Annotated in this window: 22 protein-coding genes; 10 read left to right on the top strand and 12 right to left on the bottom strand. The window is 67.3% G+C overall.

Translation table 11 applies throughout. From position 1 onward, the window contains the following. Positions 1-4: 4 nt before the first annotated feature. A complete protein-coding gene (locus QTH97_RS18455) occupies positions 5-649 on the top strand; it encodes a TetR/AcrR family transcriptional regulator (protein WP_286569861.1) in 645 nt (214 codons plus the stop codon). A gap of 38 nt (positions 650-687) precedes the next feature. Here the strand turns inward: QTH97_RS18455 and QTH97_RS18450 are convergent, their stop codons facing one another. From QTH97_RS18450 to QTH97_RS18410, 9 genes are all read right to left on the bottom strand, one after another. Next, on the bottom strand, positions 688-915 hold the full coding sequence (locus QTH97_RS18450; protein WP_286569860.1) for a hypothetical protein: 228 nt from the start codon (positions 913-915) through the stop codon (positions 688-690). A 65-nt stretch (positions 916-980) separates the two neighbouring features. Next, positions 981-2,447: a patatin-like phospholipase family protein gene (locus QTH97_RS18445; protein ID WP_286569859.1), complete on the bottom strand. Its 1,467-nt coding sequence runs from the start codon at positions 2,445-2,447 to the stop codon at positions 981-983. Further along, positions 2,444-3,874, bottom strand: a complete 1,431-nt coding sequence (locus tag QTH97_RS18440; protein ID WP_286569857.1) for a TolC family protein — start codon at positions 3,872-3,874, stop codon at positions 2,444-2,446. Before QTH97_RS18440 ends, QTH97_RS18445 begins: the two co-directional genes overlap by 4 nt. 8 nt (positions 3,875-3,882) lie before the next feature. After that, the gene (locus QTH97_RS37145) at positions 3,883-5,019 is read right to left on the bottom strand and encodes an HlyD family secretion protein (protein ID WP_286569855.1); all 1,137 of its coding nucleotides are present in this window, start codon (positions 5,017-5,019) and stop codon (positions 3,883-3,885) included. Further along, positions 5,020-5,604, bottom strand: coding sequence for a DUF3302 domain-containing protein (locus QTH97_RS18430; RefSeq protein ID WP_286569853.1), 585 nt, complete (start codon positions 5,602-5,604; stop codon positions 5,020-5,022). Between the two features lie 64 nt (positions 5,605-5,668). Then, the gene (locus QTH97_RS18425; protein ID WP_286569852.1) at positions 5,669-7,264 is read right to left on the bottom strand and encodes an acyl-CoA carboxylase subunit beta; all 1,596 of its coding nucleotides are present in this window, start codon (positions 7,262-7,264) and stop codon (positions 5,669-5,671) included. Then, a complete protein-coding gene (locus QTH97_RS18420; protein WP_286569851.1) occupies positions 7,261-8,847 on the bottom strand; it encodes a class I adenylate-forming enzyme family protein in 1,587 nt (528 codons plus the stop codon). The genes QTH97_RS18425 and QTH97_RS18420 overlap by 4 nt, the downstream gene beginning before the upstream one ends. Before the next feature lie 5 nt (positions 8,848-8,852). Then, the gene (locus tag QTH97_RS18415) at positions 8,853-9,599 is read right to left on the bottom strand and encodes a GntR family transcriptional regulator (protein ID WP_286569850.1); all 747 of its coding nucleotides are present in this window, start codon (positions 9,597-9,599) and stop codon (positions 8,853-8,855) included. A gap of 5 nt (positions 9,600-9,604) precedes the next feature. Continuing rightward, positions 9,605-9,832: an acyl-CoA carboxylase biotin carboxyl carrier protein subunit gene (locus QTH97_RS18410; protein ID WP_286569849.1), complete on the bottom strand. Its 228-nt coding sequence runs from the start codon at positions 9,830-9,832 to the stop codon at positions 9,605-9,607. A 163-nt stretch (positions 9,833-9,995) separates the two neighbouring features. On the opposite strand from QTH97_RS18410, the gene accB reads away from it, so the two are divergent. The 9 genes from accB to QTH97_RS18365 all read left to right on the top strand — a co-directional run bounded on the left by accB (position 9,996) and on the right by QTH97_RS18365 (position 19,265). Next, on the top strand, positions 9,996-10,496 hold the full coding sequence (gene accB / locus QTH97_RS18405; RefSeq protein ID WP_286569848.1) for an acetyl-CoA carboxylase biotin carboxyl carrier protein: 501 nt from the start codon (positions 9,996-9,998) through the stop codon (positions 10,494-10,496). Between the two features lie 2 nt (positions 10,497-10,498). Further along, entirely contained in the window at positions 10,499-11,950 is a 1,452-nt protein-coding gene (accC, locus tag QTH97_RS18400) for an acetyl-CoA carboxylase biotin carboxylase subunit (RefSeq protein WP_286569847.1), read from the top strand. Then, positions 11,947-13,401 (top strand): beta/alpha barrel domain-containing protein, encoded by a 1,455-nt coding sequence (locus QTH97_RS18395; protein WP_286569845.1) that lies wholly within the window; start codon positions 11,947-11,949, stop codon positions 13,399-13,401. The genes accC and QTH97_RS18395 overlap by 4 nt, the downstream gene beginning before the upstream one ends. A gap of 4 nt (positions 13,402-13,405) precedes the next feature. Next, entirely contained in the window at positions 13,406-14,908 is a 1,503-nt protein-coding gene (locus QTH97_RS18390) for a hydroxymethylglutaryl-CoA lyase-like TIM-barrel protein (RefSeq protein ID WP_286569844.1), read from the top strand. Then, positions 14,905-15,687, top strand: coding sequence for an enoyl-CoA hydratase/isomerase family protein (locus QTH97_RS18385; RefSeq protein WP_286569843.1), 783 nt, complete (start codon positions 14,905-14,907; stop codon positions 15,685-15,687). The genes QTH97_RS18390 and QTH97_RS18385 overlap by 4 nt, the downstream gene beginning before the upstream one ends. Further along, positions 15,684-16,520 (top strand): poly(3-hydroxyalkanoate) depolymerase, encoded by an 837-nt coding sequence (gene phaZ / locus QTH97_RS18380; protein WP_286569842.1) that lies wholly within the window; start codon positions 15,684-15,686, stop codon positions 16,518-16,520. Before QTH97_RS18385 ends, phaZ begins: the two co-directional genes overlap by 4 nt. Before the next feature lie 45 nt (positions 16,521-16,565). Beyond that, positions 16,566-17,030: a MaoC family dehydratase gene (locus tag QTH97_RS18375; RefSeq protein WP_286569841.1), complete on the top strand. Its 465-nt coding sequence runs from the start codon at positions 16,566-16,568 to the stop codon at positions 17,028-17,030. A gap of 30 nt (positions 17,031-17,060) precedes the next feature. Next, positions 17,061-18,842, top strand: coding sequence for an alpha/beta fold hydrolase (locus tag QTH97_RS18370; protein WP_286569840.1), 1,782 nt, complete (start codon positions 17,061-17,063; stop codon positions 18,840-18,842). Positions 18,843-18,986: 144 nt separating this feature from the next. After that, positions 18,987-19,265 carry a hypothetical protein gene (locus tag QTH97_RS18365; protein ID WP_286569839.1) on the top strand — a complete coding sequence of 93 codons (279 nt, stop codon included), beginning with the start codon at positions 18,987-18,989 and terminating at the stop codon, positions 19,263-19,265. Positions 19,266-19,272: 7 nt separating this feature from the next. On the opposite strand, the gene QTH97_RS18360 is transcribed toward QTH97_RS18365, so the two are convergent. From QTH97_RS18360 to QTH97_RS18350, 3 genes are all read right to left on the bottom strand, one after another. Beyond that, complete coding sequence (locus tag QTH97_RS18360; RefSeq protein WP_286569837.1) at positions 19,273-20,763, bottom strand: alpha-amylase family glycosyl hydrolase; 1,491 nt, start codon at positions 20,761-20,763, stop codon at positions 19,273-19,275. Continuing rightward, positions 20,760-23,531, bottom strand: a complete 2,772-nt coding sequence (locus tag QTH97_RS18355; protein WP_286569836.1) for an MGH1-like glycoside hydrolase domain-containing protein — start codon at positions 23,529-23,531, stop codon at positions 20,760-20,762. The genes QTH97_RS18360 and QTH97_RS18355 overlap by 4 nt, the downstream gene beginning before the upstream one ends. Before the next feature lie 98 nt (positions 23,532-23,629). After that, positions 23,630-24,074, bottom strand: a 445-nt coding sequence (locus QTH97_RS18350; RefSeq protein WP_286569835.1) for an ABC transporter substrate-binding protein, incomplete at its 5' end; no start/stop codon positions are given.

Here is a 24,074-nt window from a genome sequence, read left to right as displayed (position 1 = left end):
CACCATGCCCCCGAAAACCTGGCAAAGACAGGAGCCTGCGCGCCGGCTGCCCAGCCAGGCCCGGTCATTGGAGAAGGTCGAACTCATGTTGGAGGCCGCGACGCGGCTTCTCGATCAAGGCGGGCTGCCGGCGCTGAACACCAACCGCGTCGCGGAGGTCGCGGGCGTCAGCATCGGCACGCTCTACCAGTACTTCCGGGACAAGGCGGCACTGCTCGACGCGCTGGCCCAGCGCGAGCTACAGGCCATGGCCGACGGCGTGCTGCAGGCACTGACCGAGGCGCCGCCCGAGGACCCGGGCGACCGGATGCGTGCCATCGTGAGGACGGTTCTATCTGCCTATGGCGGGCGAACCCGCGTGCATCGCGTCTTGCTGGAGCACGCGCTCACCGGGACAACGGACAGTCCCCTGCGCGCATTGCGCACGACGATCGTGGAGTTGATGACATCGACGGGCATCGTTGCCTTCGACGGCAAGGCGCGCAGCCTGAAGCCGGCGGAAGCCTTCGTGCTGACGAACAGCGTGTTCGGGGTCTTGCGCGCGGTCCTGGCGTTGCCCGATCCATTCAAGGGACCGCAGAAGAAAGAGGTGGAAGACGCCCTCGTGCGCCTGGTCGCCAACTACCTCGCCTTGCCGCCGAGGCGCTGAGCGACGCGCGGCAGCTTCCGCCGACGAGACGGCAGGAATCAGTCGACCCAGGGACCACCCAGCATGGCCTGGATGTACGCCGCGACCTTCACCAGGTCCTCATCGGACATCGGGATCGGCGGCGCGTCGACCAGGTGCTCGGAGACCAGATGCAGCTTGGCGGCGGCATTGGGCTGCTCCTGGAGCAGGACCGCGATCGCCGCTGTGTGGGCGACAGCTCGCAGTTCCAGCGAACGAAGGCGCGCGTTGACTTCTTCCAGTTCCATCTTTTCCCTTCCTGGACCGAGGTCCACGTTGAAGCACCTGGATTCTGCTTCGGAAAAGGGCCGGCCTAGTCCTTCGACGTTGAACGCGCAGCCGGCTTCGGTGCGGCCGCCAGGGTGCCGCCCACATCCTTCAGCAGCCGCTTGAACTCGGGCGAATCCGAAATGATCGTGCCCGCCGCGGCTCGCAGGCGATCGACCGCCTCGTCGGGCAGGACGAAGGTGGTCGGCTGCTGGTTGAGATAGTCCAACTCCGCGTTGTCCTTGAGTGCGGCGAAAGAGACGTCGATGGCGTAGATCTCGGCGTCCGGCCCCCGTATCGCCGACGCGAGCGCCGGGTCCTTGTTGTCTGCCATCGCCGCCGACGTGCGGATCCTGCGCATCGTGTTCCAGCGTGCCGCCATGTCCCTCAGAAGCTCGACGGCCTCGAAGGAATAGCGGTCGATCGGAACGCCGCTCGACTTGAGCAGGATCTGCACACTGCCGGGCGGCGATTCGGATTCGTCCCATTTCGTCGGCGGCACGGACAGCGAGTTGACGATGAAGACGACGATCCGCTTCGCGCTGTCGAGTTGCGTCGGCATGCCGGCTTCCTGCATGGCCTCCAGGATCTCCAGTGAATCGAGCACGCCGCGCATGCCGACGTTGTCCGACACGCCACCGTCCACCAGATGGAGATAGGGCCGCTTCTTGCTGTCGGCGAAGTCCCCCAGTGAGCGGAGGGAGCGTATCGCCCTGGCCGCCGGTCGCGGCGGGTTGTCGGTGTCGGTGAAGCGCTTCACCCACGCGGGAGGCGTCATGTTGCAGGTGCCGCCGTAGTTGTTGATCGTGACCGGCGAGAGCACCACGGGCACCGCCGACGAGGCGGCGGCAGCGCGCGACAACGGCACGGCGCTCAGGTCCGAGCACAGCACATCGAACGTGCCCTGCTGGAAGACGACGCGGGCGCCGCTCGAGATATCGGTCGCGGATGCGAGGATGAGCGGTCCTTTCCCGCGGTTCAAATCGCCGAAGGTGGCATTGTTGAACAGCACTTCGTCGTACAGCTGGGACGCCAGCTCGGAGCGCCCCCATCCCAACGACGACAGCTTCGCCCAGTTGCCCGGGTTGAGCGAGCCGGAAATGATCGCGCCCTGCACGTCTCGCTTGAGAAAGCGCTGCTCATAGTCGTCGAACAGCTTGTCGCCATAGAGGCCATAGGCCAGCGCGGTGAAACTGCCCCCCGAGACGCCGGTGATGATGTCGACCTGGTCGATCAGTCGGGCCCTGCCCTTCGGCGTGACGATCTCGGTGCGGCGAAGGTATTCGAGGACGCCGTACGAAAACGCGGCGGCGCGCGTGCCGCCGCCCGAGAACGCCAGGATGACGAGTGCGTCCTTGTCCTTGACTTCGGCCTGCCGCGTCTCGAAGCGGTAACCGCTGCCCGGGTTCGCCTGGGTGATCGGAGGATTGATCGGCCGGGTGGCACAACCGCCGAGCAGCAAGAGACAAGCGCCAAGGCACCGCAGGGCGAGGTGCGTTCGGGTCGTGGTCATGGCCGTTTCTCCTGGCCCTGCACGGCCGATTCGCTTTCAGTGCCGGGGCCGAAGCCGCCGCCGAGTGCCAGCAGGAGATTGACCCGCTGCACGCGCCGCTCGGCCTGGACGCGCAGCAAGGTCGAGCGTGCGGCATACACGCTCATCTCCTGCTGCGTCACTGTTCGCTGGTCGCGTGATCCCACGCGATATCGCGTGTTCTCGATGTCGAGCACCTTTTGCGCGTCCCTCGCCTGAGCGTCGAGGATCGGCTCGCGCTCGCGCAATGTGGCTTCTTCGGCAAGTGCCGTTTCAACCTCGTTGAAGGCCTTCAGCGCGGTCTGCGCCCAGGCGGCCACGGCCTGCTGCTGCTCGGCCGTGCGCGCCTCCACCTGCGCCAGCAGCGCACCGCCGTGGAACAGCGGCGCGACCAGGCCCGCGCCGATGCTCGCGCTCGGGTTGTCACGGTCCTTCAGCACGAACATCTCGCTCGTGATCGACGAGATTCCCGCCGAGAGCGACACGCGCGGCAGGCGCGCAGCCTGGGCCTCCTGGGTGCGGTCGAAGGCCGCGGCGACTCGGCGCTCCGCGGCGACGATGTCCGGCCGGCGTTCGAGCAGTTCCGACGGCACGCCCGCACCGACCGGCATGTCGACGCGCGGCCAGGCGGCCGCCGGCTTCAGGTCCGCGCCCGGATAGCGCCCGAGCAGCAGTTCGAGCGAACGAAGCGACTTCGAGTAGGTCAAGTCGAGCTGCCGCTCGGCGTCGACGAATGTCTTCAGGCTCGCCTGCGCCTGCACGACATCGCTTTCGCTCGACGCGCCGATGCGCCAGCGCTGGTCCGCGAGATTGACCGACTGCTTGCTGGTATCGATCATCTGGCGCGCGAGCTGGCGCTGCAGCGCCGCCTCGGTCGCCAGGAACCACGACTTGGCGACGAGCGCGGCGATCGATTGCCGTGCCGCCGCCAGGTCGGCCTGCGTCGATGCGTATTGGTCTTCGGCGGAACGGCGGGCGTAACGCACGCGGCCCCACAGGTCGATTTCCCACGAGGCCGAGATCACCCAGCCATTGAGGCCCGACCCATCGCCGCCCATCTTGCCGCCGCGCCGGCCGATGACGTCGATGGCAGGCCAAATCTGCGCTCCCGCGGCCTTCACGCCCGCTGCCGCCTGCTCGACCCGCGCGGCGGATGCGCGCAGGTCGTTGTTGTAGGCGAGCGCTTCAGCGACCAGCTGGTTGAGCACCGGGTCGCCGAAGCTCGCGATCCAGTCGTCGACCACGCCGCCGGCCGTCGCGCCGGCCTTCCATGCGGCCGGTGCCGGCGCGTTGGACAGCGCCTCGCTCGCGAGCGCAGCACGGTCCGGCGGGGACTTCAGCGCGCAGCCCGCCGCGCCGAGTGCCGCGAGCGCGATCATCGACCAGAGGCGGATGGAGTGCGTGCTCATGGCGACTCTCAATGCAGCTTGAGGATCAGCACGTCGAGCTTGGAGCCGACACGCAGGATGATCTTGCGGATGATGTGGATCAGCGCGAGATGCTGCGTGTAGATGGCGCCCTCGCCCACGGCGCCCGCAGCGAAGAATTCGTCCTGGTGCCGGGCGTCCACGTCGAGCCTCACGCCGAAACGCCCCGGCGGGATCGGCGCCATGCCGGTCGTGGGCAACTGGGTCGCATTCGCCAGTTGGCCCTGGCCTTGCGCCCAGATGATGGATTCGACCTTGGCCTTGAAGATCACGCCCGGCCGCGTCTTCAACGAGAACTCGGCTTCGTCGCCGGGGGCGACCTGGTGCAGTTCGTTCTGCTGGTAGAGCGCGATGACCTGGTATTCGTTCTCGACGAAGGTCATCACGGGCGTCACGGGGAACGCCGCCGTCATCGAGCCGACCCGCAATTGCAGGTTGATCGCATAGCCGTCGGCTGGCGCGACGACGGTGGTCTGCAACAACTCCCATCGCGAGTTTTCGAGCTGCGCCTTGATCTGCGCGATTTCTGCCTGATCGTCGTCGACGGTCGCCGACAGGGTGGCACGCACTTGCGCCTCACCGGCAATGGATGATGCCAACTGCGCCTGCAGCTCCGCCAGGTTGGCTTGCGCCTGTTCGAGCGCAAATCGGTCCCCGGCCCCTGCCGCGACCAACTGGCGGTTCTGTTCGACCCTGCGGCGCGCGAGTTCCAGTTGAGCCCGCACCGCACCGGATTTCGATGTCGCGGCTTTCAGTTCTTCGCGCATCTTGCGCGTGCCGCCTTCGGCATTGGCGAGTTGGGCTTCCAGCGCCTTGACCTGCAACTGGTACGGCGTCGGATCGATCTTGAACAACACGTCGCCGCGCTTGATCAGCTTGTTCGGCTCGATCGGTACCTCGATCACGCGCCCCCTCACCTGGGGCACGATGTTCACCACGTACTTGAAGACCCGCACGTCGGCCGTGGACGGCGCGAAGATGTTGAGCAGCAGGACCAGCAAGGTGAGCGCAACCACCGGGATGGTCACGACGATCACCATCGAGATGGTGTTCCAGGGCAGCCACTTGAACTTGAAGAAGATCAGCCAGACGAAGAAGGCATAGATGCCGAGCAGGATGGCTTCCATTTACGCGGCCCCCCCTTCCGGCGTTGCCACGGCCACGCTGCTTCGCTCTCGCGCGGCCAGAACGCGCTCGCGCACCAGCTGGAGTTCAGGTGTCAGGCTGCCGCGCCGCCCGAGCATGTTGAGTTCGTCGAGGAGATGGTCGAGGTGCTCGCTTTCCAGCTCGTCGCGATGAGCCTTTTCGCCATGTTCGACGAAGAAGTCCTCATGCTTCTCAGTGCCGAAGGCCATCTTGTAGCCGATGGGCCGCGTATAGGCCCAGAGCCAGGCCAGCGGCCAGAGCAATCCGCCAAACACGAGCGAAAGCAGGCACAGGGTGTGGATCGCATCCTTTTGCGGATGGTGGCGCTTTTCGGCGATCTTCTCGGGCAGCACGTGCACGATCCAGAAGAGCGCGATCGCGAGGACCGGCACCAGTACCAGCACGACATAGGACATGACATCCGCCGCCGTGTCAAGCGCATCGCCTTCCAGCAAGGATGCGTGCACACGGGAGGCCCACCCGCATGACAGCGCTATCGCCGTCCACAGGCGGGCGCTCAAACGACCGGCGCGCCACTTCGTCGAACGCTCACTGGGCTGAAGCATGTCGGATCTCCTCCTGATCGAAAACGAATGTAACGGCCAGCGTGCCTTTACGCAAAGAAAATGATCAGCGCATCGTGCGCCCGACCGGGCCGAGACGCCGGCTCGTCGCCTGGTACGCATCTTCCACCCAGGCGCACAGCAGCGGCCGCGTCGTCGCGGGCTCGATGATGTCGAGCACGCCGAAGCGCTCGGCCGTGCGCATCGGCGACGAAATCGCGTGATAGTGCGCTTCGAGTTCGAGCCGGTGCGCTACAGGGTCTTCGGCTGCGGCGATGTCCTTCTTGTACGCCGCGGCGACGCCACCCTCGACCGGGATCGACCCCCAGCGGGCCGACGGCCAGGCGTAGCGGTTGGGCAGCGCGGTGCCCGAGGGACCGTGCCACGGGCTCAGCATGGCGCCGGCGAGGCCCACGCAGCGCCGCAGCACGATCGCCAGCCACGGAACGCCCGATTGCTCGATCGCGTTCAAGGCCTGCATCGCGGCCGCAAGCGTGCCTTCGCGTTCCGCGTCGGGGCCGGTCATCACGCCCGGCTGGTCGGCCAGGTTGACGATGGGCAGGTGGAAGGTGTCGCACAGGTCGACGAAGCGCGCCATCTTCAGCGCCGCGGCACGCGTCAGCGCGCCTCCCATCACCATCGGGTTGTTCGTCATCACGCCCACCGCATGTCCGTTCAGCCGGGCGAGGCAGGTGATGGTCGAGCCGCCGAAGTCGGGCGACAGTTCGAACACCGAGCCTTGGTCGAAGATCGCCTTCAGGATCTTGCGGGGCTGGAAGACCTTGCGCTTGTCGGCGGGGATCGCCTGGTTGAGCCATGGATCGCAGCGATCGACCGCGTCCTCGCAGGCCACGCGCCGCGGCTGTTCCCACACATTGCCCGGAAGATAGGAAAGAAAGCGCTGCGTGGCCTGAAGCGCCTCTTCCTCGGTGTCGACGGCCAGTTGCACGGTGCCGCTGTAGCGGTGCATCGCGTCGTAGCCGCCGAGCGTTTCCTTGTCGATGTCCAGGCCCAGCGCCTGCTTCACGACAGGCGGGCCGCCCGCGAAGATCTGGCTCTTGCCGCGAATCATGATGGCGAGGTGGGACGAGGCGACTCGCAGCGCGCCCAGCCCGGCACAGGCGCCGAGCGCGATGCCGACCACGGGCACGACGCCGAGCAGTTGCGTCATCGGCAGCATGGCGTAGCCCGGGATCTTGGTGTGGCCCAGCTTGTCGAGCAGCTTCACGCTGCCGCCGGCGCTGTCGACCATGCGCACGATCGGCAGCTTGTACTCGAAGGCATAGCGGTCGGCGAAGATCCACTTCTCCGACACCGAGCCCTCGGATGAGCCGGCCCGGATCGTGAAGTCGTCGGACGAGACGACCGTGCGCCGCTCGGCGATCCTGCCGACGCCGACGACCGCATTGCTGGGCGTGAAGCTCTCGCGCCTGCGGTCCGCGCCGTACTTGACGGAACCGGCCAGCGCGCCGATCTCCTTGAAGCTGCCGGCGTCGAGCAGGTGATCGATGCGCTCGCGCGCCGTGAGCTTGCCGGCCGCGTGGTGGCGCGCCACCTGCTCCTCGCCGCCCAGTTCGCGTGCGATGGCGCGGCGCTGCGCCAACTCGTCGAGGTCATCGGTCCATTCGCCCGCTGCGGGCTTCGTTGTCAATGTCGTGTTCATTTGGAGATTGCTCCTTGGGTACCTTGGGTATGGCGAGCCAGCCAGGCATCGCGCAAGTCGTTCTTGGTCACCTTGCCGGCGTGGTTGCGCGGCAGCGCGTCGACGAACTCGATCACGCGCGGTTTCTTGTAGCCGGCGATCTGCTCGGCGCAGTGCCTCGCGAGCGCGTCGGCGTCGCTCGCTTCTCCGGGGCGGCGCACCACGAAGGCCGCGATCACCTCGCCCCACTCGGCATCGGGCAGGCCGAGCACCGCCACCTCGGCCACGGCCGGGTGGGTGTGCAGCGCGTCCTCGACCTCGCGGGCGTAGACGTTGAAGCCGCCGCTGATCATCATGTCCTTGTTGCGTCCGACGATGTAGAGAAAGCCCTCGTCATCGAAGCGACCGAGGTCGCCGCTGTAATACCAGCCATCGCGGATGGATTCGCGCTCCAGTTCGGGACGCCGCCAGAACGCCACTTCGCCGATGCCACGATGCGCGATCGCGATCTCGCCGATCTCGCCTGCCTCCAGCGGATTGCCATCGGCGTCCCGCACGGTGATGTCGACGTTCATCGTCGGGCGGCCGCAGGAAGTGATGCGCTCCGAGGGCCGGCCGTCCTGCAGATGGTCGTGCGGGTAGAGCACGCAGAGGGGCTGCACCGCCTCGGTCATGCCGTACTGCTGGCGCAGGATCGGCCCCAGACGTTCCAGGGCCTCGTGCAACGTGCTCGCCGGCGTCGGCGCGGTGCCGTAGTGAACGCGCTGGAGGGCGGACACATCCGCATCGGGGTTCGCGGCCAGCACTTCGAGCAGGCGGCTCATCATGGTCGGCACCACCATGAGTTGCGTGATGCGATCGCTCGCGATCTGCGAAATCACCTGTTCGGCATCGAAGCGGTCGGCCACGATGTTGCGTGCGCCGCGCAGGTAGCACGGCAGCAGATGCACGCCGGCGGCGTGCGTGAGCGGCCCCACGTGGAGCATCGCGTCGTCGATGCCCAGGCCGTACTCCATGGCGCCGAAATGGTTGGCGAGCCGTGCGTCAAAGCGCGCGATGCTGTAGGCGACGCCCTTGGGCTGGCCTGTCGTTCCCGAGGTGTACGCGATGCGCAGCAGCAGGTTCGCGGGCACCTTGAGCCATGGCGACCGATCCGAGGCACGCTGGAGCAGCATGTCGTAGTCGAGCACATGCGCGTCGTGCCAACCCACGCCGATCACGACCCGCAGCGAGGGCACCAGCATCCGCACTTGCTGCACCGTCTCGCGGAACTCGGCCCCGGCGATGAGCACCGAGGCGCCCGCGTCGTTGAGGATGCCGGCCTGCTCGCGCACCGTATGACGCGCGTTCAGGGCCACGTAGCACTGCGCAGCCTTCTCGGCGCCGAACTGGCTTTCGATGCTCTCCACCGAGTTGTTGAGCAGCACCGCGAACCTTTCGCCCGGTGTCAGGCCCAGGCCGATGAGCGTGTTGGCAAGTTGGTTGCTGCGCCGCTCGATCTGCGTGTAGCTGTAGCTGCGGTCGCGGAAGACGACGGCCGGACGGTCGCGGAACTGCGCCGCCGCCCAGGACAGGGCATGCCCTGCGATTCGTTCGGAATTCATGGGATTCAATCCTTCGTGTGGATGGGGAGAGGCAGGGCCAGCTGCCGGATGGCTTCGCGCCGCAAGGCGTCGATGAGGTCTTCGATGGCGTCGGCGGCGGCGCTGGCGTCGCCGGCCTCCAGGGCCTTCGACATCGCCCGCCAGGTGCGTGCGGATTCCTTGCGGCGCGCCGCGCTTGCGAGCCCGAGCATCGAATAGCGACGCGTCTGCCGCGCCAGGGAACCGAGGATTTCCGCGAGCCGTTCATTGCCGGAGGCGTCGGCGAGCAGGCGGCCGAGCCGGTTGCTGACCCCGAGATACGCTTCTGCACTGCCACCGGCCTGGGCCGCCGTTTCGAGCTCGCACACGCCGGCGTCGATCGCCGCTGCGAAGTCGCCGCCGCGAGGTGCCAGGCGACGGACCATCGCGCCGATCAGGTCGCGGCGAATCTCGAACAGATCGCCCACTTCCTTGATGGTGAGCTGCGTGACATGCGCTCCGCGATTCGGCTGGATGCGCACGACGGCGTCTTTCTCCAGGATGCGCAGCGCTTCACGCACCGGGCCGCGGCTGACATCGAGTTGCTCGGCAATCGTCTCTTCGCGAATGCGATCGCCCGGCGCGTACTCGCCGCTGGCGATGGACATGAAGACGCGCTCGGCGATCTGCTCGGCCAGCGTCATCAACTGGCGGCCCGCCGTGCCGGCCCGCATCGGCGGCGCTTCGGCTTCCGAGCCGTGCGCCGCCTGCATGTCCGCAACCGCTTTCTTCATGGCGCTCATTCCTCCTCGAAGAGCGCGACTTCCTGGCCTTCGCGCACGGGCGCGCCCTCGGCGATGAGGATTTCGATCACGCGGCCGGCCTCGGGGGCCACCACGGGGATTTCCATCTTCATGGACTCGAGAACCATCAGGGTGTCGTCGGCCTGGAGGACGTCGCCTGGCTTCACCAGGATCTTCCAGACGGTGCCGGTGATGTCGGAGCGGATCTTTGTCGCAGTGGTCATGTTCGAGTGCCTCGTGGTGTGGCGGCGGAGTGCCGATGGCCGAACTTTACTCGACATTCAGATTGTTGACAAGATGAATGTGCCCATGATTTAATCCAGGCATTGCAGCAACGCCGCTGCGCAACGAAAGGCGGACACTCCCGCCGTACTGGAGACAAAGGCCATGCCCCTATCCCATACCGACGTACGTCGCATCCTCGAGATCCTCGACAGCGCCGCACACCTCGAATCCCTCGACGTCACGGTGGGTGATTTCGAACTTCACGCCAGGAAGCCCGGCGCTTCCTCAACCGGGGTCGAGCGAGTTCCCCAGGCCACGGCAAGCCGCCTTGCCGAGTCGACCCAGACGTCGGAAGCACCGGCCGGCGCCTCCAGCGCGGCCGCGCCCGAACTCTTGACGGAGGTGCCGGAAGGCCTGGTCGCGGTGCGCTCACCGATGGTCGGCAGCTTCTACCTGCGGCCGAGCCCCGACCAACCGCCCTTCGTCGCCGTTGGCAGCACCGTGCAGGCCGATGACACGGTCTGTCTGGTCGAGGTCATGAAGATGTTCAACACGGTCAAGGCCGGCGTCACGGGCACGGTCGAGCGCATCGTGATCGAGAACGGCAAGCCTGTGCAGCACGACCAGATCGTGATGCTGATCAAGCCGACGCAGGGAGCCTGACCATGAGCAAGACTGTTTCCCCTCCCGTTGCAAAGCGCGACATCCGGCGCGTGTTCGTGGCCAACCGCGGCGAAATCGCCGTGCGCGTGATCCGTGCCTGCCGCACCCTCGGCATCGAGGCCGTGGTCGGCGTGTCCGAAGCTGACACCGAGACGATGGCCGCCAGGATGGCCGACGAAGTCGTCGTGCTCGGTCCGCCGCTCGCTTCCGAAAGCTACCTGCGCGCCGAAAGGATCGTCGAGGCGGCGCTGCAGACGGGCTGCGATGCGGTGCACCCCGGCTACGGCTTTCTCTCCGAGCGCTCGTCCTTCGTGCGCGCCTGCGTCGATGCAGGGCTGGTGTTCATCGGTCCCTCCGCCGATGCCATCGATGCGATGGGCGACAAGATCACGGCGGTGGGCCTGGCCCAGAAGGCCGGCGTGCCCCGCGTGCCGGGTTCGGGTGCCCTGTCCGACGTGGCGCACGCACAGCGTGTCGGCGCGGAGATCGGCTACCCGGTGCTGATCAAGGCCACGGCTGGCGGCGGTGGCCGCGGCATGCGCATCGTCCGCGACGAGAGCGAACTCGAATCGCTGATGAGCTCGGCCTCCAACGAAGCGCAGTCCGCCTTCGGCGATGCCACGCTGTACATGGAGAAATTCATCGAGCATGCGCGCCACATCGAGATCCAGGTCATGGCCGACATGCACGGCAACGTGGTCTACCTCGGCGAGCGCGAGTGCTCGACGCAGCGCCGCCACCAGAAGCTCATCGAGGAGGCCCCCTCCCCCGCCGTCGACGAGGCCATGCGCCGTGCCATGGGCGAGTGCGCCGTGAGCCTGACGCGCAATGCCGAGTACTGCGGCGCCGGCACCATCGAATTCGTCGTCGACCAGCGCGACAACCGGTATTTCTTCCTGGAGATGAACACACGCATCCAGGTGGAGCACCCGGTGACCGAAATGATCACCGGCTACGACCTGGTGGCCGAACAGATCCGCGTCGCGGCCGGCCTGCCGCTGTCGTTCACGCAGGCGGAAGTGCAATTGCAGGGCCATGCGATCGAATGCCGCATCAACGCCGAGGACCCGGACCGCAACTTCCTGCCGCGCCCCGGATTGATCTCGCGCTGGGATGTGCCGGGCGGCGAAGGCATCCGCGTCGACAGCCACTGCTATGCGGGCTACACCGTGCCGCCCTACTACGACTCGCTGCTCGGCAAGCTGATCGTGCATGCACCGACGCGCGAGCAGGCCATCGCGCGGATGCGCCAGGCGCTCGGCGGCCTGCATGTCGAAGGGCCCGCGACGACCGCGCCCTTCCATGACTCGGTGCTGGCGCATGACGATTTCGTGAAGGGCAAGGTCACGACGCGCTGGGTGGAGGAAACCTTCCTGCCTGAACGCAAGGCCGCGCAGAAGGCCGCAGCCCAGGCCGCCAAGGCGGCGCAGGCCGAAGCCGGAGTCCAGCCATGACCGATGCCGTGCGTTACACCGACGTCAGCCTGACCGACGGCCAGAGCGCGCGCTGGGCCGGTGGCATGACGACGCCCATGGCGCTCGCCCTCGCCCAGCGGCTGGCCGCCACTCGTCCCGCGGCGGTCGAGATCGCCTCACCGGCCACGCTGCAACAGTGCGTGGCGCGCGGCGAAAACCCCTGGCAGCGCATCGAGTTGCTGCGCGAGCGCTGCCCCGGCGTTCCGCTGCGTGCGGCTCTGTCGCTGCTGACCGACCACGGCAAGCGCGCGTGCGACGTCGTCTCGACGGAAGTCGCCACGCTGTGGCTGCGCGAAGTGGCGCAGCGCGGTGTTTCCGAGATCGTGCTGATCGACCCGCTGCTGTGCATCGAGCGCATGGCGCCGGTAATGAAGGCGGCCAGGTCGCTCGGCCTGACGACGATTGCCGCCCTGCCGTACGCGCAGGAATCGACGCATGGCAACGATGACCTGCGCGCGAAGGCGTCCGTCCTGGCGGGTGCCGGTGCCGACCGCGTGATGCTTCGCGACGAATCCGGCCTGCTGACCACCGACCGGCTCGCCACCCTGCTACCGGCCCTGCGCCGCAGCCTCGGCAGCACACCGCTCGACCTGCACCTGCGCTGCCAGACGGCGCTTGCCCCGATGGTCGCGCTCGAAGCGATGCGCCTCGGCATCGACGGGCTCGACACTGCGTTCGCGCCGGTCGCGAACGGCGCCTCGGTGCCGGCGCTCGGGACGCTGCTGAAATCGTTGCGCCTGTTGAAGCAAGGCGCTCCGGCCAGCGACCAGTTGCTGCACGCCGTCGGCGAGGCCGACCGGCTTCTGGCGGAGATGGCCGACTGCCACGGCTTCGCGCCGAGCCGCGCCTGGGTTTTCGACCTGGCGCCGTACATGCACGAGTTGCCGGGCGAGATCGCCGCGCAGTTCATGCGAAAGCTGGCCGATGCCGGCCTCACACACCAGTTGCATGCCTTTGCCAACGAATGCGCCCGCGTGCGCAGTGAAGTCGGCGCGCCGCCGATGCTGGCGCCTTTTGCACGGTCGATCGCCGAGCAGGCGCTGCTGCATCTGCAGGGCGTGCCCCGCTATGCCGAGATCCGTCCTGGCGTGCGGCGTGCGCTGCAGCAGGTCTACGGCGCCACGTCGAAGAACGTCGAAGCCAGCCTGGCGAGCCGGGTCGGCGCGCTGCCGAAGGCGGCCGCACCGTCGGTGGACGCATTGCGCGCGGCCCACCCCGAGGCGAGCGATGCCGCGCTGGTGATTTCAGCCACCTGCGGCGTGGCACCCCGAGCGCTGCCCGCCGCCGCTGCGCCCGAAACATTGCGCTACGTCGGCATGACGCCGGCGGAAGCCCTTCTCGCCGGACTCACGGCACGCGCCGCGCCCTACGCGCAACTCAGCGTGCAGGGCCCCGGCGTCTCGATCCAACTCCAAGGCACGGAGGGCTGAAGCCATGCTCGACCATCTCAAGAAACTCGTTGCCGCGGAAACCGCGCGCACCGGCAAGCGCCGCACCGTCCACCTGACCGACGACACGCTGCGCGACGGGCAGCAATGCCTCTGGGCCACACGCATGCGCACCGAGCACATGCTGCCGATCGCCGAGCGCATGGACCGCGCCGGCTTCCTCTCCATGCAGGCGATCGCCCTGGTGCAGTTCGATGCGAGCGTGCTGTTCCTCAACCAGGACCCCTTCGAGCGCATTCGCCTGCTCAGTCAGCGAATCCGCCACACGCCACTGCGCGCGGCCATCCGCAGCAACCTGATGCGCGGCTTCTTCCCTGTGGCCGACGACATCACCGACCTCTTCGTCGAACGGCAGATCGCCAACGGCATCCGCGAGATCGGGCTCTTCGATGCGCTGATGTGCAACGACAACCTCGCCTCGAGCATCGCCACCGCGCACCGGCTCGGGGCCGACGTCACGCTGCTGCTGGGCTACAACATCGCGCCCGGCTATGACGACGCGCTGTATGCCGGCAAGGCGCGCGAAGCCGTCGAGCGCTTCGGCGTGCGGACCGTCGCCTTGGCCGATGCGGCCGGCATCCTGACCATCGAACGGGTGCGCACGCTCGTGCCGGCGATCAAGAACGCCATCGGCGACCGCGCCTGGCTGGAGTTCAACACGCACTGCCTGACCGGGCTCGGGCCGCTGCTCGCGATCGAGGCCGCGGTGCATGGCGCCGACAGCATCCTCACGGCGGTGGACCCGCTGGCCAACGGCAACTCGCTGCCGGCCGCCCAGATGATCGCGCGCAACCTGCGCGAGATCGGCCTCGACGTGAACGTCGACGACGGGCTTCTCGACGAGGTCGGCGACTACTTCGGCGCACTGGCCGAGCGCGAAGGCCAGCCCGTCGGCGTGCCCGCCGAGTACGAGCCCAGCCACTACATCACGCAGTTCGCAGGCGGCGCGATGAGCAACCTCGAGTCGCAGCTCAAGCTCGCGGGCATGCCCGACAAGCTGCCGGCCGTGCTGGAGGAGATCGGACGGGTGCGCGTGGAGCTCGGCTCGCCGATCATGGTCACGCCCTATCCCGCCATCGTCTCGGCGCAGGCGGTGATGAACGTGCTCAACAACGAGCGCTACAAGGTCGTGCCGGACGAGGTGAAGAAGTACGTCTGCGGCTATTTCGGCGAGCTGCCGCTGCCGGTGGACGCGAACGTGAAGGACAGGATCATCGCCAACGGCTCGAAGGACGTGGCCCTGGAGCCACCCGCCATCGAGCCCGTGCTGCCGGGCCTGCGCCGGCGCTACAAGGACATCGGCGACGACGAGTTGCTGCTGCGCTACATGTACGGCGACGAGAAGATCAACGGCCTCGGGCCGACGGCGACGGACGACAGCTTCAGCCTCCGGCACCCGGTGGTCGATCTCGTGGCCGGCCTCGCCGGGCGCGGGCGCAAGGCCCACGTGCAGTTGTCCGGCAACGGGTTCTCGCTGGGCGCCAATTGAAAGCCTGGACGACGATCGAGGTCACCGATGTGCATCCGCACATCGCTGTGCTGACGATGAACCGGCCCGGCCGGAGGAATGCGATCAACGCAAGGATGGCCGATGAGTTGGAGGATTGCCTGACCAGCCTGCAAGCCAGGCCGGACCTCAGGGTGCTGGTCATCACCGGCGCGGGCCCGACCTTCGGAGCGGGCGCGGACCTGAAGGAACGCGCCCTTCTGGCCCCCAGGCAAACGAAGAAGGCGCGCGACACGGTGCTGCGCTTCATCGAGAAGCTTGAAGCGTTCCGGGTGCCCGTGATCGCGATGCTCAACGGTCCCACCATCGCGGGCTCCTTTGAGATCGCACTGGCCTGCGACATCCGGGTCGCCTCGGACCGCGCCATCTTTTCCCTGCCCGAGGTGAGCAAGGTCGGCGCGTTCCCCGGCGCGGGCGGACCGGTGCGCCTGCCCAGGCTGGTGGGTCGCGGCCGCGCGAACCTGGTGGTTCTGACAGGCCGCGTTTTCTCATCCCGACAGGCCTTTGCATTGGGATTCGTCGAAGTCGTCGTACCCGACGAGCGTCTGCTGGACGAAACGCTCTCACTTGCGCGCCAGATCGCCGGCAACAGCCCGGAAGGCGTGAGTGCGGCCAAGCAACTCATTCTCCGCAGCAACGATCTGGACCTGCCTTCGGCCATGGCGCTGTCATGCGCCCTGCGCGACCCGATGGACGGCACAGCCGCAGCCGCAGAGGGCATCCAGGCGTGGGCCGGCAAGCGGAATCCGGAATTCTCATGACGGCAGCCACACGAACGCGAGGCCCGTTGATCATCGAGATGATGAACCTCGGCACGGACGAGGACCCCAGGATGGTGCGCGTCGGCCACCAGCCCGGCGACGGCACGGGTGTGCCCCTGCTGCTGTTCAACGGCATCGGCGGCAACATCGAGTTGCTGGCGCCGCTGGTGGGGAAGATGCCCGAGCGCGAGATCGTCGTCTTCGACATCCCGGGCGTCGGTCAGTCGGAACTGCCGCGCTGGCCCTACCGTCTCGGCGGCATCGCGCGGCTGGCCGCGCGCATCCTGGACCGCCTGGGCATCGGGGAGGTCGACGTGCTCGGCGTCTCCTGGGGCGGCGCGGCGGCGCAAGCCTTTGCCTGCACCCTTGGGCGTCGCTGCCGCCGGTTGATCCTGTGCGCGACCGCGCCGGGCGTGGTGATGGTTCCCTCCAGCCCGAGTGTTCTGTGGAAGATGGCGACGCCCAAGCGCTACATGAACGCCGAATACGCGCGCAGCATCAGCGGCGACATCTACGGCGGCGACTTCCGCCGGAACCCGGCGCTCGCGACCGACATGTTCCGCCACGTCAAATACAAGTCGCGGCTGGGCTACTACCTGCAGTTGCTGGCCGCTTCGGGCTGGACCAGCATCCACTGGCTGCCGACGCTGCGCCAGCCCACGCTGCTGATGGCGGGCGCCGACGATCCGCTGGTGCCGCTCGCCAATGCGCGGCTGATGCACAAGCTGATCCGCAAATCGCAACTCAAGATTTTCGATTGCGGACACATGTTCCTGATGACCCGGGCCGACGAGTCGGTCGCGGCCATCCGCGAATTCCTGGACAAGCCCTGAGCCGGCCGGGCGCCGGTCCTCCTCCTTCCTGAATCCTTCACTGCCATGAACACACCCGACATCACCTTCCAATCCCTTGCGGGCCTTGCCGGCCAGCGCATCGGCTCCTCGTCGTGGATCACCCTCGACCAGACGCGCATCGACGAATTCGCCCACTGCACGAACGACACGCAATGGATCCACGTGGACGTGGAACGCTCCGCCAGGGAGAGTCCCTTCGGCGGCACCATCGCCCACGGCTTCCTGACGCTGTCGCTGCTGGCCCCGACGGTCTTCGACGTGCTGATCTCGCGCATGGCGCTCAAGCAGGCGGTCAACTGCGGCCTGGACAAGATCCGCTTCCTCGCGCCGGTGCGCGCGGGCAAGCGCGTGCGCAACCACATCAGCGTGGTGTCGCTGGAGGACAAGGGCAACGGCCGACACCTGCTCACCACCGAGAACACCGTCGAGATCGAGGGCGAGGACAAGCCCGCGCTGGTGGCGAATGCCACGGCGATGCTGATCGCCTGACCCCTGCCCCGAAGAGACGAGGAGACAAGCATGACGATGAAACCATTGGCCGCAGAGACGGTCAGCATGAAGAAAACCGCTGCGGCACCGAAACGCAGGCGCGCCGCCGCCGATCCCGTCGCGGTGGTCAACGAACTCACCGAGCTGATCAAGCGGGCCAGCGAGAACACCCTGGCCCCGAACCCGCTCATCGGGCTGCGGCCCGCCGACTTCGCGGAGGCGGCGCAATCGCTGCTCAAGCTGGCGACGGTGTCTCCTGGCGCCACGGTCGGGTCGCTGGCCCGTTACGCCAAGTCGCTGGGGCACATCCTCCAGGGCCGCTCCGAGCTGGCGCCGGACCCGAAAGACCGGCGCTTCGCCGACCCCGCATGGCAGGGCAATTTCGCCTACAAGCGGCTGATGCAGAACTACCTGCTCACGCACAACGAATTCAGCAGCCTGATCGCGGGCTCCACGCTGGGCGACCGCGAGAAGGGCCAGGCCCAATTCCTGACCGCGCTGGTGACCGATGCGCTGGCGCCGAGCAACTGGCTGGCGGGCAACCCCACTGCGGTGCGGAAGATCGTCGACACCGGCGGCGGCAGCGTCGTGAGCGGCCTGGAGAACCTGGTGCACGACATGCGGCACAACCACATGATGCCGATGCAGGTGGACAGCACGCCGTTCAGGATCGGCGAGAACATGGCGACCTCGCCCGGCGACGTCGTCTACCGCTGCGAGACCTTCGAACTGATCCAGTACACACCCACCACGCCCGAGGTGTACCAGCGTCCGCTGGTCATGGTGCCGCCCCAGGTCAACAAGTTCTATGCCGTTGACCTGGCCCCGGAGAAAAGCCTGGTGAAGTGGGCGGTCGACAGCGGCGTTCAGATGTTCATGGTGAGCTGGCGCAACCCGACGGCCGAACACCGCGACTGGGGCGTCGAGCACTACGCGATGGCGGTGGACACGGCTGTCGACGTGGCGCGCCAGATCACCGGCAGCCCCGACGTGAACATGTGGGGCTCCTGCTCGGGCGGAATGACGCTGGCGGCCTACCTCGGCTGGCTCGCGGCGCTCGGCGACCGCAAGGTGGCGAACGTGTCGTGGGCCGTGTGCGTGCTCGACGGCGCCCGGGCGATGAACGACACCACGCTGGGCCTCTTCAACTCGCCCGCCGCCGTCCGCGCGGCGCGCGCCCGCTCGCGCAGCAAGGGCGTGGTGGAAGGCTCCGAGATGGCGAGCATGTTCGCCTGGCTGCGGCCCAACGACCTGATCTGGAACTACTGGGTCAACAACTACCTGCTGGGCAACAAGCCGCCGGCCTTCGACATCCTGGCCTGGAACGCGGACACGACGCGGCTGCCGGCGCGCTTCCACTCCGACCTGCTGGACATCATGGAAAAGAACCCGTATGTCCAACCGGGCGCCATGAGCATCCGGGGCGTTCCGATCGACTTGTCGAAGGTGGACATCGGCGCCTACGTGATCGGCGGCATCACCGACCACATCACGCCGTGGAAGAGTTGCTACGGCACGGCGCGCGTGTTCGGCGAGGACTCGACCTTCGTGCTTGCCAACGCCGGCCACCTGCAAAGCCTGATCAACCCGCCGGGGGCGCCCAAGGCCTTCTTCTCGACCGCTCCGTGCAGGCAGGCCGACCCGGACGAATGGGCACGCGTCGCAGTGCGTCACGAGGGTAGCTGGTGGCCGCACTGGCGGGCGTGGATGCAGGAGCGCTCGGGCGACCCGATCGCCGCACCCAGGAAGCCCGGCTCGCGTCTCCATCGTCCGCTGTGCGCCGCACCCGGGGGCTACGTGCTGGAGAAGTAGCAGGAAGAAAAATGCCCGCACTGACCGGAGAGGAAACACTTTTTCATTGGACGTCCGGCGTGCTGGCGCGGATCATTGAGCGGCATGCGAGGGCATGGCAATGCATCCGCCTGGCGTGCCTGCGCTGATCGTGGAGGCAATGAAATGAGCGAAGCCATCTACTGTTTCGACACGGCCACGGTGCGGTTCGCGATCTACCCCGAAGGCCCTGCCGGCGAGCGAGTCATCGCCGAGATCGCGGAAGACCCGCTGCGCGACCTGTTCGGTGCTGACGGCGGCGGCGACACCCTGGTGGAGGCCTACAAGGCGAACGCGGCGATCATCGACGCCTGCGCGCTGGAGCGCCATCACGAGGCGCCGCACTACCCCGTGCTGCTGGAAACGCGGGATTTCGAGGCGATGGAACACATGGCCGGTGCCTGAACCGCGATCAGGCCATCCATTGCACGTCGAAGGCGTGCTGGCCCCAGGGTGGCATGTCCAGGAACAGTCCACGGGCCAGCAAATCATCACCAGCCCGGTCGTAGATCGCCGGGCCGAGCAAATCCCTTAGCCGCAACATGCGCCCCGCCATCTGCGGGAAGGAAATCCGCACGAAACACTGCGACTGCTGCGGCGAACAGTTCACGGCCACGAGCAGCCGCTGCTGCCCGGCGTCTTCCCAACGGAAAGCGATGAAGTGGTCCGCCGAGGGGTTGCCGGCCCATGCCGTAACGCATTCCAGCAGGGACCAGCCGCCGTCGCGGACGACCGGGAGGCGCAGCACGGCGAGCAGCCGCTCGTAGAACTGCTGGAGCGCAGCGTCCACGGCCTCATCGGGCCCGCGGACCAGGTGCGGCGAGATCCGGATTCGCCGCCCCTCGAACTGCCCTTGGTGAAAAAAGCGCAGGCCGGGCGAGAGGAAAGTCAGCACCGCGGCGGCAGCATGGACATCGGGCGCGAAAGTCGACGCCGCGCGCGGCTCGTCGTGGTTCTCCAGGAAGCGTGCGAGCCGGTCCTGATAGGTCATTTCCGCGCACAAGTGTTCGCGCACGGGGCGGGCGCGCTGCTCGTGCAGGCGGTCGTACAGGCGCTTGTCGTAGGTGTAGTCGAAGCCTTGCTGCTGCAGGGTCCATTCCATGTCCCAGTAGACCTCGGCCATGAACAGGAACGCGGGATGCGCGCGACGCACCGCGGCGATCGCCTTCGGCCAGAACAACTCGGCACGGATGCCCCAGGTGCGCTCGAACACCTCAGGCAGCACCAGCATGGCCATGTCGCAGCGCACGCCGTCGCACTGGCCGGCGATGCGTTCCAGTTCGCCGATCATCGCCGCCTGCAGCGCCGGGTTGCCGTAGTCGAGCTGCAGCGTGTCGGGCCAGCCGTCGAAGTACGGGTCCCGGCCGTAGGCGAGCAGCATCGGTCCGCTCTTTGTCTCCACCCGGGTGAAGTTCTGGGGCGAACGCGCCAGGTCGGCTTCCGTGCCGTGGACGAAATAGTCCGGGTGCGCGTCCGTCCACGGATGATCGGGCGCCATGTGGTTCGGCACGAAATCGAGCATCAGGCGCAGCCCTCGTTCGCTCATGCGCGCACGCAATCGCGCCAATGCCCCGTCGCCGCCCAGGCCGTCGTGCACGCGGTAGCCGGTGATCGCGAAGCCCGAGCCCGCGATGTCCTCTTCGCGCAGGTCGGGCAGCGTGTGCTCGAACTCGCGCCGCCACGACGGGTGGCTGCGCGAGATGCGTTGCGCGGCCTCCCCCGTCTGCCAGACGCTCAGCAGCCAGATCCAGTCGAAACCCATCTCCGCCAGTCGATCCAGTTCGGCGTCGGCGATGTCGTCCAGCGTCGCCCGCCGGCCGAGCGAACGCGACAGCGCGGTCAGCCAGACCCGCGTGTTGATCTGGTAGAGCACCGGATAGCGCGGCTTCGGCACGGCAATCACCGCCGGGTTTCGAGTCCAGGCTCTTGCCTGCCGTGCAACGCGCGCGCTGCCGCAGCTTCCGCGCCCGGCATCAGGAGAAGGTCCCGGTTCAGCACGGCGTTGAGCTGGATGACGCGGGCCACGCAGCCGGTCCAGCCGGTCTGGTGGCTCGCGCCGATCCCGGCCCCGGTGTCGCCATGGAAGTACTCGAAGAACTGCAACAGTTCGCGCCAGTGAGGGTCGTCGCGGAACTTCGACGCCGCACCGTACGCCGGCCGGCCGCCGCCGCTGTCGCGCAGGAAGATCCGCGTGAGCCGCTCGCCCAGTTCCTTCGCCACTTCGAGCAGGGTCTTCATCTGCCCCGAGCCGGTGGGGCACTCGACCTTGAAGTCGTCGCCGAAGTAGGCGTACAGGCGCAGCAGCGAGGTGTAGAGCAGGAAGTTGATCGGCATCCACACCGGCCCGCGCCAGTTGGAGTTGCCGCCGAACATGCCCGAGTCGGAATCGCCCGGCACGTACGCCACGCGGTACGACTGCCCCGCGTGCTCGAAGACGTAAGGGTGCTCCAGATGAATGCGCGACAGCGCGCGAATGCCATGCGGGCCGAAGAACTCGTTCTCGTCGAGCATGCGGGCAAGGATGCGGCGCAGCTTCTGCTCGTCGACGATGGCCAGCATGCGGCGGTTGGCGACGCCGGGCTTCTGCGGCAGATGCATGCTGGCCGCGAGTTCGGGGTGGCGCGCCAGGAACAGCCGCGCACGATCGCCGAACTTCGGCAGCTTCTGGAGGATGTCCTCTTCGAACACGGCCACCGCGGCCAACGGCAACAGGCCGACGATGGAGCGCACCTTCAGGCGCGTGGCGTTGCCGTCCGGGAGACGCAGCACGTCGTAGAAAAATCCATCCTCCTCGTCCCACATCTCGTCGTGCCGGTCACCGACGCGGTCCATCGCCCCGGCGATGAACAGCGTGTGCTGGAAGAACTTCTCGACGAACTCCTCGTACAGCGGCTCCTCCAGCGCCAGCTCGACGGCGATGCGCAACATCTGCTGGCTGAAGAACACCATCCATGCCGTCCCGTCGGCCTGATCGAGATAGCCGCCCGTGGGCAGCGGCGACGAGCGGTCGAACACGCCGATGTTGTCCAGCCCGAGGAAGCCGCCCTCGAAGACATTGGCGCCGGTGCGGTCCTTGCGGTTGACCCACCAGGTGAAGTTGACCAGCAGCTTGGAGAAGGCGTACTTCAGGAACTCGATGTCGCCCTGCCCTCCCCGGCGCTCCTTGTCGATGAGGTAGAGCTGCATCGTCGCCCAGGCGTGCACGGGCGGATTCACGTCGCCGAAGTTCCATTCATAGGCCGGGAGCTGGCCGTTCGGATGCAGGTAGTCGTTGCGCAGCATCAGGTCGAGCTGCTGCTTGGCGAAGTCGGGGTCGACCATGCCCAGCGGGATCATGTGGAAGGCGAGGTCCCACGCGGCGTACCAGGGGTACTCCCATTTGTCCGGCATCGAGATGATGTCGTCGTTGAACATGTGTCCCCACTCGCTGTTGCGCACCCGGCGGCGCTCCGGCAGCGGAAGTTGGGTGCCCGCGCCGTGCTCGTCGAGCCAGAGGTCGAGGTCGTAGTAGAAGTACTGCTTGGTCCACAGCATGCCTGCCAGCGCCTGGCGCATGACGTTCGCGCGGTCTGGGTCATCGCGGATGGCAGGGGGTGTCACCGAGGCGTAGAACGCGTCAGCCTCCCGGAGCCGGTCCGCGAAGACGGCATCGAAATCTCCGAAGGCGCCGGCCGGGACGCCGCCCTCGCTGGCTTTCAGGCGCAGCCGCACCACCCGTGACTGCCCGGCAGCGACGTCGAGCTGGTAGTGCGCGGCCACCTTGGTGCCTTGCTGCGCCGGGTTGATCGCACCCGTGTCGCCGTGGACGATGAAGTTGTCGATGCCGTCCTTCACGAAGGCGGAGGCGTTGGTTCCGCCGAACAGCCGGGCGTTGTTGGTTTCGTTCTCGGTGAAGAGCAGCGGCACCTCGGCGTCGCAATGCAGGTCGTAGCTGCCCAGCGATTCCAGGAACAGCGGATCGGTATGGCGGGCGCGAACGGAAGCCCCCGTGGAACCCACGCGCTCGATGGTCGGCTTGGAGCCTCCCCCCGGCTGCGACCAGGTGTTGCGGAACCACAGCGTGGGAAGCAGGTGCAGCGACGCCGCTTCCGGGCCACGGTTGAAGACCGTGATCCGCACCAGCACGTCGTCCGGCGCGCCTTTCGCGTATTCGACGAAGACGTCGAAATAGCGGTTGTCTTCGAACACGCCGGTGTCGAGCAACTCGTATTCCGCATCCTGCTTGCCTCGGCTGCGGTTGGTGGAGACGATGTCGGCGTAGGGATAGGCCGCCTGCGGATACTTGTACAGGTACTTCATGTACGAGTGCGTGGGCGTCGAGTCGAGGTAGAAGTAGTACTCCTTCACGTCCTCGCCGTGATTGCCCTCGCTGTTGGCAAGGCCGAAGGCGCGCTCCTTCAGGATCGGGTCGCGCCCGTTCCACAGCGCCAGCGCGAAGCACAGCACCTGGTGGTCGTCGCTGATGCCGCCCAGGCCGTCCTCACCCCAGCGGTAGGCGCGCGAGCGGGCCTGGTCGTGGGAGAAGTAGTTCCAGGCGTCGCCGTTCTCGCTGTAGTCCTCGCGGACCGTTCCCCATTGCCGCTCGCTGAGGTACGGCCCCCACTTCTTCCAGGCCGCCCGGTTCGCATGCGCTTCGTCAAGACGGTGCTTCTCGGCTGCTTCGATGCTCATGGGATGATCTCCTCGAGCCCCGTGCCGGCGGGGGATTCGACGCATCTTCGTCACTTGATCCGGGCTCCGCAAGGGAGCGGCCTGCACTTTTCGCGTCGTCAGTCCGGACGGCCCATCCTGCAACTGCTGGGCATTTCGGCGCGGCTGGCGGGAATGGTCTTCACGACGCGGAAGCCGTAGCCGGAGCCTTCGACGTCGAACTTCACGCCGGGCGTGCCCTGCTTGTCCATGACACCCACGACCAGGGTCTGCTGGAACTGATGGTCGGCCGCGCGCATGTGGCCGCTCTGGCCCGCCAGCGTGACGTCGGCCTTCTCGAGCGCGCGCGCCACCGCCACCGTGTCGACGCTGCCCGCGCGTTCGATCGCCTGTGCCAGCGCCTCGATCATCAGTTGCATGCGCATGTGCACGTAGTCGTCGGCCGCCTTCGGAAAGCGCTCGCGGAAGGACCGGTAGAAGGCCTCGGACTGCGCCGTCTGCACGTTCGGCAGCCAGTCCGCCACCGCCACCACGCGCCCGATGCCGGCATCGCCGATGGCCGCC

Source organism: Variovorax gracilis (assembly GCF_030317115.1).
Taxonomy (GTDB): domain Bacteria; phylum Pseudomonadota; class Gammaproteobacteria; order Burkholderiales; family Burkholderiaceae_C; genus Variovorax; species Variovorax gracilis.
This window is presented reverse-complemented; position numbering and strand designations above follow the sequence as displayed.

Excerpts from the sequence above, each read along its gene's own strand:
- QTH97_RS18455 (WP_286569861.1), top strand. The coding sequence starts at position 5 with ATGCCCCCGAAAACCTGGCAAAGACAGGAGCCTGCGCGCCGGCTGCCC.
- QTH97_RS18450 (WP_286569860.1), bottom strand. The coding sequence starts at position 915 with ATGGAACTGGAAGAAGTCAACGCGCGCCTTCGTTCGCTGGAACTGCGA.
- QTH97_RS18445 (WP_286569859.1), bottom strand. The coding sequence starts at position 2,447 with ATGACCACGACCCGAACGCACCTCGCCCTGCGGTGCCTTGGCGCTTGT.
- QTH97_RS18440 (WP_286569857.1), bottom strand. The coding sequence starts at position 3,874 with ATGAGCACGCACTCCATCCGCCTCTGGTCGATGATCGCGCTCGCGGCA.
- QTH97_RS37145 (WP_286569855.1), bottom strand. The coding sequence starts at position 5,019 with ATGGAAGCCATCCTGCTCGGCATCTATGCCTTCTTCGTCTGGCTGATC.
- QTH97_RS18430 (WP_286569853.1), bottom strand. The coding sequence starts at position 5,604 with ATGCTTCAGCCCAGTGAGCGTTCGACGAAGTGGCGCGCCGGTCGTTTG.
- QTH97_RS18425 (WP_286569852.1), bottom strand. The coding sequence starts at position 7,264 with ATGAACACGACATTGACAACGAAGCCCGCAGCGGGCGAATGGACCGAT.
- QTH97_RS18420 (WP_286569851.1), bottom strand. The coding sequence starts at position 8,847 with ATGAATTCCGAACGAATCGCAGGGCATGCCCTGTCCTGGGCGGCGGCG.
- QTH97_RS18415 (WP_286569850.1), bottom strand. The coding sequence starts at position 9,599 with ATGAAGAAAGCGGTTGCGGACATGCAGGCGGCGCACGGCTCGGAAGCC.
- QTH97_RS18410 (WP_286569849.1), bottom strand. The coding sequence starts at position 9,832 with ATGACCACTGCGACAAAGATCCGCTCCGACATCACCGGCACCGTCTGG.
- accB (WP_286569848.1), top strand. The coding sequence starts at position 9,996 with ATGCCCCTATCCCATACCGACGTACGTCGCATCCTCGAGATCCTCGAC.
- accC (WP_286569847.1), top strand. The coding sequence starts at position 10,499 with ATGAGCAAGACTGTTTCCCCTCCCGTTGCAAAGCGCGACATCCGGCGC.
- QTH97_RS18395 (WP_286569845.1), top strand. The coding sequence starts at position 11,947 with ATGACCGATGCCGTGCGTTACACCGACGTCAGCCTGACCGACGGCCAG.
- QTH97_RS18390 (WP_286569844.1), top strand. The coding sequence starts at position 13,406 with ATGCTCGACCATCTCAAGAAACTCGTTGCCGCGGAAACCGCGCGCACC.
- phaZ (WP_286569842.1), top strand. The coding sequence starts at position 15,684 with ATGACGGCAGCCACACGAACGCGAGGCCCGTTGATCATCGAGATGATG.
- QTH97_RS18375 (WP_286569841.1), top strand. The coding sequence starts at position 16,566 with ATGAACACACCCGACATCACCTTCCAATCCCTTGCGGGCCTTGCCGGC.
- QTH97_RS18370 (WP_286569840.1), top strand. The coding sequence starts at position 17,061 with ATGACGATGAAACCATTGGCCGCAGAGACGGTCAGCATGAAGAAAACC.
- QTH97_RS18365 (WP_286569839.1), top strand. The coding sequence starts at position 18,987 with ATGAGCGAAGCCATCTACTGTTTCGACACGGCCACGGTGCGGTTCGCG.
- QTH97_RS18355 (WP_286569836.1), bottom strand. The coding sequence starts at position 23,531 with ATGAGCATCGAAGCAGCCGAGAAGCACCGTCTTGACGAAGCGCATGCG.